Here is a 13183-nt window from a genome sequence, read left to right as displayed (position 1 = left end):
TAGAATTAGAAATTAAATTGTTTTAAGCCTTATTATGAAATATTATTTAACATTATTATCCTTTGTATTTTTTATTAGTTCAAGTGCTTTTTCGCAGGAAAAAGTGGTGAAGTATAAAGTATCAAGCGGTGAGACGATTAATCAGATTGCACAGAAATTTAAAGTAACACCTTTTGATATTTATCAACTCAATCCAGATGCTAGAACAGGATTGGTGCCAAACTCTGTGCTTTTAATTCCAACAAAAACAGGGGAAGCAAAAAAAGAGGTTGTTGAAACTAAATCTGTAGCTTCAGGAAAAGAAATAATTCACGAAGTGCAGCCTAAAGAAACATTTTACAGCATTGAGCACAAGTACGGAATTTCAGATGAAGCTTTAAAAGCGGCAAACCCGTTTTTAGAAAAAACAGGAGTTCAGATTGGACAGAAACTAGTTATTCCTGCAAAAGGAACAACTCCAAAAACAGCTGCCAAACCTACTAAAGAAAAAGGTGCTGAAAAATATGTTTACCATGACGTACAGCCAAAAGAAACAAAATTTGGAATTGCAAAACAGTACAACATGACTGTTGACGAATTGGAAAAACGCAATCCGGATATTGTTTCAAGCTTGCCAGTTGGTTACAGATTAACTATAAAAGGAACAGCACCAAAAACGGATAGCGTTCCAGCAGAAACAATAAAACCTGCTGAAAGTAAAAAAACTGCTGAGGCTTCTAAAAAAGCGGTTACTTACATGGATTATCAGGTAAAGCCAAAAGAAACTTTTTATAGTTTAGGAAGAGTTTTTCATTTAACACAAGATGAATTAGTAGCATTAAATCCGTCACTTTCAGAAGGGGTGAAAGAAGGAATGGTTTTGAAAGTTCCTGCTGGATATATTGCGCCAGCTCCAATTATTGCAGCTCAGGTGCCTACTGAAAAACCAGCTGATTCTTCATTAAGCAAACCAATGGAAACTACTGGAGGCGGAATTAAGATTGTCGATAAAGTAAAATCTACTGAAAACGAAAATGCAGAAATTGTAGAATTGACCAAAAAAAGAGGGATTAACGAGCGTAAAAAAGTAGTTTTATTGCTTCCTTTTAATATGGCAAAAGTACAAAGCGATACTTCTGGAACGGCTAATAGAATTAAAAACGATAAGTTCTTAAATATGACTCTAGATTTTTATTCTGGAGCTTTGATGGCGATTGATTCTGCAAAGACATTAAAACTGCCAATTGATGTTGCTATTTACGATTCTCAAGAAACCAAAACAACTTCTAATGTTGTAGGTTTGACTCCGAAACTTCAAGATGCAGATGCTGTAATTGGGCCATTTTACCAAAGTAACGCAGAAACGACAGCAAACATGTTACGCTCGTATAATGTTCCTGTAATTTCGCCTTTATCAAAAGATAGTGCCAATCCGATTGAGAATTTATACCAAACTATACCTTCAAATGACGTAATTAAAAATTCGGTTTTTGATTATATGCGTTCTAAAAACGGTAATATTGTTGCGGTAGTAGATAAGAAAAAAGAATCGGTTATCAATTATATCAAACAAAATCAAAAAGGGGTGGCATTTGCTTCTTTGACTGAGACTGGCGGATTAGATGTTGCTAATCTAAAAAGTTTGTTGCTGCCAAATCGAATGAATTATGTTGTAATGGAAACAGGTAATACCGCAATGGTTAAAGCAACAATAAAAGCTCTGCTTGATTCTCAGAAAACATGTCAGGTCCAATTGGTAATTTTGGAACCAAACAGCACATTAGATACAGATGAAATTAGTTTTGATAATTTGGTGAAACTGAAATTGATGTATCCATCTGTTACCCGTGAGAGCGACGAACAGCCAGTTTTAATTTATGAAAAACAGTATCGTCTGAAAAACAAGGCTAATCCAACGACTTATGCGACTAGAGGTTTCGATGTGACATTTGACACGATGATGCGTTTGATGCAGGGAAAAACATTTCAGGAAACAGCTGACTTGATGACGACTCAGCAAGTAGATAATAAATTTCAATATTATAGAAAAGAAGATGGCGGACACGCTAATAAAGGCGTTTACATCTTATATTATGATAGTGACTTAACTTTAAAAGTAGCAAATTAATGACATCAAAAGTAACCTATTTAGGAGATTTAAGAACAAGTTCAATTCACGTGCAATCAGGAAGCGAAATCATTTCTGACGCACCAGTAGATAATAACGGAAAAGGAGAAGCATTTTCTCCCACAGATACTGTAGCAAACGCATTAGCAAGCTGTATGATGACAATTATGGGAATCAAAGCTCGTGATTTAGAAGTTGATTTTGTTGGATCTACAGCAGAAGTAACTAAAATTATGAATGCTGAACCTAGAAGAATTGGAGCAATCGAAATTGTATTTCAAATGAAAAGCAACGCTGACGAAAAAAGCAAAACTATTTTAGAACGTGCTGCAATGACTTGCCCAGTTTTTCTAAGTTTAAGCAGTGAAATTGAAAAGAAAATTACGTTCAATTGGAATTAATTTTTTGTTTAAATATTTAATAAAGGAGCTGTCTCAAGAGACAGCTCTTTTTTTTTGCAAGCTTCGGAGAAGCAAAATATTTATAGTAACGAATAGAGGTTTATTATAATATGTCGCTCCTCTAGAGCTTTTTCAATAAGGCGGCTGAAATGCTATAAATATTTTGCCCCGCTGGGGCTTTGAAATATTGTTCGTCCACTTAAAGGAGATCTCTTTTTGCAAGCTTCGGAGAAGCGAAATGTTTATAGCATAGAATAGAAGCTTACAATATAAAGCTCCAGAGGAGCGACATATTTTTTACAATTTAAATTTTATGAACGGTCTAAAACAGACAAGAGAGCAACATCTACTTTGCTCTCTTGTCCCCACTTTAACTAACCAATAATATTTATTCTGAAAACTCTAATTTTTTAAGTTTATTCCAGCCTCCACGCGTAAAATCTGGAATTTCAACAGGAGCTGAATTATGGTCTAATGAAATTTCTGTTAATGGGCCAAGGCAGGACCATTCTGCTAAATCGTAAACGTCCATATCAAGCGGAAGCCCTTTTTGAAGGCAGTGAATTAAACGATAATCCATAATAAAATCCATTCCGCCGTGACCGCCTACTTTTTTGGCTTGTTCTTCAATTCCTTTGGCAATTGGGTGTTTGTATTTTTCCATCAATGCTTTTTTCACTTCTTCTGGAACAAAAGAATGTGAGCTCAGTTTTTCGTGATTTGGTTTTACATCATCACTTAATTCTTTTCCATCTAAAGCATAACCTTCCAATGGATATTTATTGGCAAAACCTTTTGTTCCACTCAACTGATACATTCTGCTGTAGGGGCGAGGAGAAGTCACATCGTGCTGAATTTGGATTGTTTTTCCGTTTTCGGTACGAATCATTGTCATGGTATGATCTCCATTTCTAAAATCTTTAATTTCCTGTCCCGATTTTTCTTTAATGTAAGCAGGATTTCCTACGGCTTTTGTATCCATAGAAACCAAGAAATTCATTTTGTCACCACGGTGAATATTTAATGCCTGACACGCAGGCCCCATACCGTGTGTCGCATAAACATCACCGCGGTGTTTGATGTTGTAATCCATTCTCCAGTTGTTCCAGTATTCTCCCCAAAACGGCTGTAAACCATGAATGTAAGAACCTTCAGCATGAAGAATTTCGCCAAAAACACCTTGTTGTGCCATGTTTAATGTTGTTAGTTCGAAGAAATCGTAAACGCAGTTCTCTAATTGCATACAATGTTTTCTCGTTTTTTCAGAAGTATCAATCAGTTCCCAGATTTCTTTCATGGTTAAAGCTCCTGGAACTTCTATTGCAACATGTTTTCCGTCTTTCATGGCTTGAACTCCAATTACGGCATGATGTTTCCAATCTGTGGCAACATATACTAAATCTACGTTTGGCAAGGCTGTTGCTTTTCTCCAAGCATTTTCGTCACCGTAGAATTCTTGTGCTTTTGGAAAACCAGCTTTCGTTAAAATTTCATTTGATTTTGCAGTATTTTCTTGAGTCATGTCGCACAACGCTACAATTTCTACACCCGGAATATGTGTCATACGTTCGACAGCACCCGGACCACGCATTCCAAGTCCGATGAAAGCAACGCGAACAGTTGGAATTGGATCTGCAGCCATTCGCAATACATCTTGCTGTCCTTTGGCACGTGCAGGAGTTTTAGTCTTAATCATTTGTGCAGAGGAAATTGTCCATCCGAACAAAAGAAAAAGAACTATAGTAGAATTAAAAAAGGTAGTTTTCATAAATGAGTATTTTTATTCAATGCTTATTGGCTTCTATTTTAATTAGTTCGATATAATTATTAACACATAGAAACATAGTTATTGTAAACTTAAAAAGGCGTTTTACTAATTTTAAAGCACATAGAACTATGTGTTAAAGCTTGCTTTTTCTCTAATCTTAAATAGAAGCAACAAAAATCTATGTTTCTATGTGTTGAAATTAAATCTTATTTATAGTTGGTAATTTTAAAAACAACCTCTCTAATGAACCAAATTAGAGAGGTTTTCAAAAACAAAACAGATTCTAAGAATTCCTATAATTATTTTTGACTACTAAATCTTTTCATTAACGGCGTTACATGTTTTTTGGTATCGTCATCTAATGAAGCCAATGCTTTATCTGCTTCGGCTGGTGCATATTTTGTTAATCCTGTTAATCCTGCAGCAATTACGTTGTATGATTGTTCTTTAATGCTTTCGTCCATCAATGCTTTATAAGAAGCATCTCCTGTAGAAGCTAATTTTACAATAGCATTTGCTCTTGCAATAGTTTTTTTGTCATTTTTAGCAATATCAAGAAGCGTTTTTAAAACCTGATCTTTGGTTTGTTTTTCATTTAAATCAATTGCTTTGATACTCAATGCTCTTAAATCTTCTTGAGGATCTTTTAAGCCTTCTAATAAAATAAGCTGTGACTCCTGACTTCTGTCTTTTGAAGCAAATTTTATAGCTTCAATTCGGTTATAATATGATGGAGCATTTTTATATTGAAAAAGATAATCAGCAGCCGTTTTTTTATCGACATTCACTTCTCCAACTAGGATTTTATCTGGATCTAAATCTATAAATTCAGGTTTTGAAGGAAGGTCAAAACTGAAACTTTGCTGTCTTTTATCAATTAAAATTTCCTTTCTGATTTTAGTTCCGTTTGCATAAAAATCAACTTTTAAAGGCAGTGTAAAGGTTTGCACCGAACTATCTTGAGATTGATTTATAGTAATGATGATTTTCCCATTAGCATATTTGTAGCTCACATCTAGAATCGGACTTCCAGCATTATAATACCATTGATCGAAATATGGCAGCCAGTCTTTTCCAGTCACTTCTTCCATCGATAAACGCAACTGATGCGGTTCGCCAGATTTATAAGCATTTGTAGTTAAATAATGATTTAATCCTTTAAAAAAAGCTTCGTCACCCATTTGGTTTTTCATGGCATATAAAATAATCGAACCTTTAGAATAGCTGATATTGTCAAACATATCGTCTGCGTTTCTGTAATGAAAACGGGCTAAAATAGGGCTGTCACCATTTTTTTGAGAGCGTAAATAATTCTGCAATTTTTCATAACGAGATCTGTCTTCACCATCTTGTCCAGCATCGTGCCCATGCCAAAGCACTTCTCCAAAAGTGGCAAACGATTCATTCATTGTTAAGTTTGACCAAGACTCAGCCGTTACATAATCTCCAAACCATTGGTGAAAAAGCTCGTGGGCAATGGTGCTTTCTTGATTATCATCTAATAATTCTCGTTCTGTTTTCTGAACATATTCACCATGAACGGTTGCCGAAGTATTTTCCATCGCACCTCCAAAATAGTCTTTCACCACAATTTGCGAATATTTTGCCCAAGGATATTCTACACCAAGCATTTTGCTGTAAAAATTCATCATATCTGGCGTTTTATAAAAAATCTGTTTGGCATAAGGCGCATATTTTGGCTCTAAATAATAGCTGACTTCTTTACCGTTATAAGAATCTTTATAGATTTTAAAATCACCAACGGCCATCATAAACAAATAAGGCGCATTTGGCTGTTCCATTTTCCAGATATCCGTTCTTGTTCCGTCTTTATTTACTTTTTGCGAGGTTAATTTACCGTTTGAAAGCGTCGTATATTTTGCCTCAACCGTCATCGCAATTTCAGAAGTTGTTTTCTGATTTGGTTTATCGATTGTTGGGAACCAGCAAGAAGAAGCTTCCGTTTCGCCTTGCGTCCAAATTTGTGTTGGTTTGTCACCTTTTCCGTCAGGATTAATAAAATACAATCCGTTTGAGTTGGTAATCGATTCGCCAGCTTTGCTTTTCAGTTCTGCTGGTTTTGCAGTGTAATTAATGAAAATGGTATATTTTTCTGTGCTTTTGTATTTTCTATTTAAAGCGATTGAAAGTTCTTCGTTATCGTATTTGTATTGCAACGGAATACTTTTTTTGCCGTCAATAATAGCAATTTCTTTAAAATCCATTCCTTTTGCATCCAATTTAAGAGAATCGGTTTCGTAGAAATGCGGTTTTAAAGTAATCCATTCTTTTCCGTATAAATAACGTTTTCCGTAATCGAATGAAACTTCCAATTTGGTATGAATTAAATTGTGTGTTTTTAAAGGAGTAGCGCGGTAAATAGATAATTCATCAACCTTTTCTGCTTTGTTTTGTGCCTCAATTTTTGGACTCATCAAAACGACAAGACCCAAAAAAGTATATTTTAAAAAATGGTTTTTCATTTTTATTGTTTTTGAAAGTTCTTTACAATTTTTCGATAATTCTGACTTCACCGTCTTTTTCATCTTCACTCAAAATATTCGATGGTTTTTTGGCGTAAGACAATAAAGTCCACTGCACTATTTTATTTGTCGGATATAAATCTGCCTGAGTTTTGATCCATTTTTCTGCCTCTTGTGACGAAGACGTTTTCTCAATCGCCCAAGCCGAAACAAGGTTGTTCGCCGGAAGGAAATTCATGACCGTATTATCCACTACAGGACGGAAAGCGACAATTTTATCTAAAGATTTAGAAGCCATTTCTTTGTTTCCTAAATTGGTATAACATTGATAATCTAGCCAGTTTTCTAGTCTTTCATCGATGTTTTCGTCATAAGGTTTTCCAACGCCCAAATTTTCTGGAAACAGTTTAGCATCGGCAATAAATTGTAATGCTTTTTTGTATTGCTTGTTTTTGATTTCTGCTAAAGCCTGCATCAATTTAGCTTCATGATACAATTGTCTTCCAGCTGTTGCACCTTCAAACGGAAGGATTTGCAATTTGGTCAAGAACGAATCGGCTTCACGGTATTTTTTATTTAGCAATAAAGTTTTAGCGTATAGCATTCCAATCAAATAATTGTCTTGATGTTTTTTATAGAAAGATTCAGCCGTTGTAAGCGCTTTGTCAAATTGTTTTTGAGCGATATAATGTTCTGCGAGCATTTTATGGTATCTCCAGCCTTGCGGATTCAATTTTATAGCTTGCTGAAGACTTGCCAATACGATTGAAGCATCGTCTTTGAATAAAGAAGCTTTTGCGCCATAAAAAGCAGGATCGATTGGTTTTGCACCGCATTCTGAAAACAATCTTTTAGCTTCTGAAATGCTGTTACGATTCCATTCAATTAAACCTAAATGATATTTTAATTGGTATTGATCATTCGTTTTAATTAATGATTTCAAAATTTCAGCGGTTTCATTTCTAAAAGGGAAACTTGTTCCAGGTTTGATTTTGCTTACATCAACAGGTTTGTTTTCTAAAAAGGCTTTCCAATAGATAATTTCAGCACTTGGTTCTGCAATCGAAAACACTTTTAGAGCTTCTTCTTTACGACTTATGTTTTTATACCAAATTCCTAATTCGAGAAAAGTCTGCTCTGGCATTTCGTTTTGAATCGCAGCAACAAATGTGTTTTTTGAATCGTTTGAATTGTTCCAAAGGTATTTTTCAAAATCAGCAAAATGATTCAGCGGATCCAATTTTGTAATGGTTTTTAAAGCCGAATTTGCTTTATCGGAATTATTCTGAAGACGATATAAAACCGCTAAAACCTGTAAACCTTCTATATTATATTGATTGTATAATAAGCTTTTTTCTGCATATTCAGTCGCTTTTGGCAGATCATTTTCGGTTAGATAAATTTTGCTTAAAGCGGTATAAGCTGGACTGCGGAATTCAACACTTGCGGCAGCAATATCAAAACCATCTTTTGCATCGGTATTATTGCCCAAATGAAAATTCGCCAAAGCATAAAAATAATTGGCAGAAGGATCGTAAGTGTCTATTGATAACGCTTTTTTAGCAGTTTCTACAGCTTTTTTATATTCTAATTTTCTAATTTGCAAAGAAGCCAATGCAGAAAGAGCAGGAGCGAAGTTGGGATCTTTCTGTAAACAAGCCGTAAGGTTTTCTTCTGCTTTTACATAATCTTTAAAACTAATATAATTTTTTCCTTGCAGATATAATCCGTAAACCGAATTATGATCAAAATCTTTTGGAATTTCGACAGGGCGATTGATATTTCCATCTTCTGGATCAGAATTCCAAACCAGTTTATTGTCGCCCAAAACAAATTTCAATTTATTAGAATCAATTTTTATCTGAATTGAATCTTTGAAAGTTTGCAATGTATTTAAAGCAATATCTTTAGAATACACTTTTTTGTCGTTTTCAAAAACCTCAATTTTTTCATTTAATTTTTGAAGCGGAGAAAAATAGATTTTCAGCCAACCGTTTTCGTTTTTTACATTGACTGAACCATAATTGTTGGCTTTCACAAAACCTTTTGTCTGCTTTACAGGAAACCAATATTCGGTCCAAGTATCGGTTTGATAGGGTGCGAATGAACGTTGTTTGAAAGGCGTGAGATTACTCCCTTCACTCGCTTGGTTGAACAATCTTCCGCTTTGCACTTCTACATATTGTCCGTCAGTATCTGTCAATAATTTTTCCCAAATCATTCCTTGCTGCGATAATCCCCAAATCCAGATTTTTTTGCCCGGTTTGTCGTCGTGATTGCCATATCTTCCCATTCCGAAATCTTCGTCATGATAGTATCCGCCAAAGAAATCATCATATTTCCCGAATACGTGATACGATTTGTAACCGCCAAAATTGTTGTTTTTGTAGAATGATAAATTTTTGCCATTTTCTTTATCAATTGGCCACGAATTGTATTCTCCGTTATGACCAATATAGGTTTGTCCCGGATAAATAAACTGCAGATTTTCGGCTGCTTTTATTCCCGTATTCATCCAAGTATAATAAGGTTGCTCGAATTCGGTTGTGTTTGACCAAAACGAATTTGTGGTAAAATAGGCTTTGTCTTTTGGCAGATTGATGTCTAATTTCCAAGAAGTTCTTGTCAATAAATCTAAAACTCCAATTACACAGCTGATGCTTCCGTCTTCTCTGTTTATGATTTTATAATCGACAGGAGTAGCGCAGTTTGGCGTGTGGCCGATAATTCCATAATTGCCTTCAACACCGCCACTTGTCCACGGTCCGCGCATGGCAATGTCTCTGAATTTTACAACATGATTGTTGTAAACTATGTCTTTTCCTGTAGATTTTTCTATCGCCGACCACACTTTTCCACCAATTTCTGGCAAGATCATTAATTTGATATAATCGTTTTCAATTTCGATTACTTTCCATTCTTTTTGAACGGGTTTATCAGTAAAACCATCAAAACGGAAATACGGATAAAACTTGGTATCTGGTTTCGGAATCGGATCAGGATCTGAGAACGGGTATGTGGTAAATACTTTTTTGTATTCTTTTATAGTGGGTTTGTTTTGTGCTGTGACAAAAAGGCTTCCAAGGAGTAAAAAGGATAATAATGGTCTAAATTTCATGATGGAGAGCTTGGTTACTTTTGGTTGTTTTTTTGCCACTCCCGATAGCTATCGGGATTCACAGATTTAAATGATTTTTTTTGATATGTTTAAAAATTAATCAGTGTTAATCTGTGAAATCTGTGGCATTATTTTTTTGAGCTTTTTTGTCATTTCGACGAAGGAGAAATCTTCGCGAGAAACTCCGCAAAGTATATCGTCAATCTTTGTCGAGCTACTTGTGGAGATTGCTTCGCCAGTTCGCTAACGCTCGGGTTCTCCTTCGTCGGAATGACAAACAATACGAGGTAATTGTTGATTACTTCACAATCAACAACCAGCCTTTTCCTTTTGAAACTGGTATTTCGTCTTTTGCTGTGAACGTTTTCGCAGATTGGAAATTAGTGACCTCTGGAGCAGTAATAGTTGCTTTTGCAGGATTGATTCCTAGTTTTTTCCAATCAATATTTAGTTTCACATTTACATCAGCATCTGCCCAGCTTGCGATTGAAATTAAAGCCGTTCCGTTCTTTTTATAAACTGTTGCTAAAACTTTATCGTTGTTTGTTTTTACCGGACAATTTTCACTCCAGTAACCAATCATTTCAGAACCTTTAATTCCGAAAGAATCCCATACTTTCCAGATGTTTCTTGGATCTGCACCGTCGCTCCAAGGCAATCTGTTTGTCATTCCATAAACCATTCCTCTCCATGGATTTCCGCCATCCTGAAGCATTTCTCCCATTAATCCAAACGGAATTCCGCTTACTTCAGTCAAGAAAAAGTCAGGCTGATTTTTTTCGTAATCAAAATATTCTCCAAACCATAATTTATTGATGTATGGGAAGTGCTCCATGTATAAGTTGGCACTGTTATTAAATCCGTCGCTTTTGTTATATTGATTCGCGCTATGTAAATCGATAATTCCAGGATGTCCGTCTTTCGTTAAAACCCTTTTAATACGTTTCATTGTGATTCGGTCAAAAGCAACGTCGTCAAGATAAATTCCGTCGATGCCAACATTTTGAGTCAGCCAATTCATTCCTTCAACATAATAATTATGCCAACGGTTCATACCGCTGTTTACGATTGCAGCATCCTTAATTTCTGGAACAAACCAAGCTGCGATATAGTCGTCACCAACGTGTTCTTGCAACCAAGAGAATCCGCCACCTTTTCCTGGAGAATATATTTCGTGACCTAAACTTCTAAGAGCAAAAGTCTCATAAGCTTTGTTTGAAACCTCTCTAACTGTATTGTAGATTTTTACTTTTAATCCTTTTTCGTGCGCTTCATCGATATATGATTTCATCTTTTTAAATTCAATAAAAGGATAATTGATATAAGGATTGATTGCGTTTGCGTGGTGAATATTGATTACCGTTGCACCAGTTTTAGCAATAGAATCGATTGGGCTGTATTTGTGGTAAAACTTTGTATCCCATTGAAAATCTGTATTTATTGTATGGAAAGGCGTAATTAGCAAATTGAAATTATAATACAATACATCACCTTTTTTCATTGTTCTAGCACCGCTGTACGCATTTACTACAACCGATTTTTCATTGGGCGTAATCGTAATTCCACCTTTATTTTCGTTGCCCCAAGAAGTTGGAAGCAATAAAGGTTTTTGTAAATAGAAATTCGTGTTTAACGGACGGCTGTATTTTTCGTCTCTTAAAGAAAACTGCAATCCAGAGTTTACAGCACCAATCCAAGCACCGTCTTGGTTTTTATGCGTGACATCCCATTTCCAGTCGAAAGTTGCAGGACGATCACCGCCTTTTTGGCCTAATCCCATCATGTATTTTGCAGCTGTTGGTTGCATTGGCAATTGGAAATTAATATCATTAAAGGCAACGTCTTCAAGCGCTGTAACTTTTACGGTATAATGCACAAAACCATCAAATTCAATAGAAGCGTTTACATCCATTTGAGCCGACTTTGAAGTCGAAGTATTTTCCCAAGAAACAGTTCCAGCTTCTTTTTTAGTGAATTTTACGCCACTGTTTTTCCATTGCGCTTCTTTTCCTGATGCATCAACAAAATGAAAATCGATTGGTGAGCTTAAAACATCATTTGCTTTTGCTGTTACAGAAGTCATTTCTGGAGTAAAGAAAGTCTGAATCTGCGCTGGGAATCCGTTTGGAGCTAAAGTCAGTTTTCTTCCTAATAAAGAAATTTCAGAATTCTTTACTGTTAATGGAGTATAAGGAGCAATAACCGTATTTTCTTGTGCTAAAGTTGAGTTTAACCATTTTAGACGAGTCATTTTTTCAGGACTGTCGATGCCTCCGTTTTTCGTTACTTGGTTAGAAACCGTAATTTGAAGATTGATTTCTTTTGATTTTCCGTCAGCAGCTACAGTTGCTTTTCCGTTGTAAGTTCCAGCAGCAGCAGTTTGCGGAACATCGATACCGCACCACATTGCCTGAATTTTTCCTTTTGAAACAGAAACAGTATTGGTGAAAGGATTACCGTCATATTTCGTTCCGTCAGTGTTGATACAGCTGATATCTTTCGCTTCGATTGTTGCGCCAGTTGTACTAACTAAATTGGTAAAAGTTACTTTTATGTTTTTTAAATCTTCAAGAGCATAAACTCCCAATTGAAAAGCTAAATATTCACCTTTCATTGCCGTATCAGAAAAGCTGTTTTGAACGCCTTTCTGAATCCATCTTTGTGGCAAATCCGATTTTAATTTGATAGAATGTTCTCTGTCTTCCGGAAAAACTAAGAAAGAATTTCCGCTGTTTTTTGCCACAAGAGCTGAAGTTTCGGCAGCTGTCGCAATTACTTCCATCGGGTAAAAACTATTGAAAGCATTCACGCTCTGAATTTCTGTTACAGCCGCATTGTCTTTTAAGTTTGCTTTTACATTAGAAAGCCATTTTGCATCGGCTTTGTCTTCAGGTTTCTGATAAATTCCTTTTGGATAATTGGCAGTTCCTTCGTCTACATAAGGCATATAATAAACGTAGTATGTTCCTTTTCCAGAAATGGGTTCAAAGAAAATAGTTCCGTTTTCTTTATTGATATTTTCGGTTTTTATGTTCTGAATTTCTTTTCCAGACGCATCCTGAACGATAATCTTTTTAAGTTCTGGATTTGTGTCTCTTCTTCGCCATTCAATCGTTGTTTTAGCAACATTTCCTGAACCGGAAAAAGCAACTACAGCACGATGATTTCCTAATTGATTCGGATTCCAGCTGTCATTTCCGTCTGAATATTTAATTTGTGCAGTTAGAGGAATACTGATCGTGATAAAGCACATTATCAATATTCTGCTTAAAAGCGTTGTGTTGTTTAGGTTTAGTTTCATTGTAT

6 protein-coding genes are annotated in these 13183 nt (G+C 35.5%); 2 read left to right on the top strand and 4 right to left on the bottom strand.

Features of this window, described 5'->3' with window-relative positions:
• The first annotated feature begins 34 nt into the window (after nt 1-34).
• Nucleotides 35-2107 (top strand): LysM peptidoglycan-binding domain-containing protein, encoded by a 2073-nt coding sequence (locus tag AC5ZCW_RS16785; RefSeq protein WP_496120907.1) that lies wholly within the window; start codon nt 35-37, stop codon nt 2105-2107.
• Nucleotides 2107-2508 carry an OsmC family protein gene (locus tag AC5ZCW_RS16780; RefSeq protein WP_111378679.1) on the top strand — a complete coding sequence of 134 codons (402 nt, stop codon included), beginning with the start codon at nt 2107-2109 and terminating at the stop codon, nt 2506-2508. Before AC5ZCW_RS16785 ends, AC5ZCW_RS16780 begins: the two co-directional genes overlap by 1 nt.
• A 388-nt stretch (nt 2509-2896) precedes the next feature.
• Here the strand turns inward: AC5ZCW_RS16780 and AC5ZCW_RS16775 are convergent, their stop codons facing one another.
• The 4 genes from AC5ZCW_RS16775 to AC5ZCW_RS16760 all read right to left on the bottom strand — a co-directional run bounded on the left by AC5ZCW_RS16775 (nt 2897) and on the right by AC5ZCW_RS16760 (nt 13178).
• Nucleotides 2897-4276, bottom strand: coding sequence for a Gfo/Idh/MocA family protein (locus AC5ZCW_RS16775; RefSeq protein ID WP_496120906.1), 1380 nt, complete (start codon nt 4274-4276; stop codon nt 2897-2899).
• 299 nt (nt 4277-4575) lie between these two features.
• On the bottom strand, nt 4576-6759 hold the full coding sequence (locus AC5ZCW_RS16770; RefSeq protein WP_496120905.1) for a M1 family metallopeptidase: 2184 nt from the start codon (nt 6757-6759) through the stop codon (nt 4576-4578).
• A 22-nt stretch (nt 6760-6781) separates the two neighbouring features.
• Complete coding sequence (locus tag AC5ZCW_RS16765) at nt 6782-9877, bottom strand: DUF5107 domain-containing protein (RefSeq protein WP_496120904.1); 3096 nt, start codon at nt 9875-9877, stop codon at nt 6782-6784.
• Between the two features lie 298 nt (nt 9878-10175).
• Entirely contained in the window at nt 10176-13178 is a 3003-nt protein-coding gene (locus tag AC5ZCW_RS16760; protein WP_496120903.1) for a glycoside hydrolase domain-containing protein, read from the bottom strand.
• Between the last annotated feature and the right edge of the window lie 5 nt (nt 13179-13183).

Source organism: Flavobacterium sp. PLA-DH12 (assembly GCF_059511845.1).
Note: the sequence above shows the minus strand (reverse complement) of the source record. Positions and strands in the feature narration are given on the sequence as shown.

Coding starts and splice junctions, on each gene's coding strand:
- AC5ZCW_RS16780 (WP_111378679.1), top strand. CDS start 2,107: ATGACATCAAAAGTAACCTATTTAGGAGATTTAAGAACAAGTTCAATT.
- AC5ZCW_RS16775 (WP_496120906.1), bottom strand. CDS start 4,276: ATGAAAACTACCTTTTTTAATTCTACTATAGTTCTTTTTCTTTTGTTC.
- AC5ZCW_RS16760 (WP_496120903.1), bottom strand. CDS start 13,178: ATGAAACTAAACCTAAACAACACAACGCTTTTAAGCAGAATATTGATA.
- AC5ZCW_RS16770 (WP_496120905.1), bottom strand. CDS start 6,759: ATGAAAAACCATTTTTTAAAATATACTTTTTTGGGTCTTGTCGTTTTG.
- AC5ZCW_RS16785 (WP_496120907.1), top strand. CDS start 35: ATGAAATATTATTTAACATTATTATCCTTTGTATTTTTTATTAGTTCA.
- AC5ZCW_RS16765 (WP_496120904.1), bottom strand. CDS start 9,877: ATGAAATTTAGACCATTATTATCCTTTTTACTCCTTGGAAGCCTTTTT.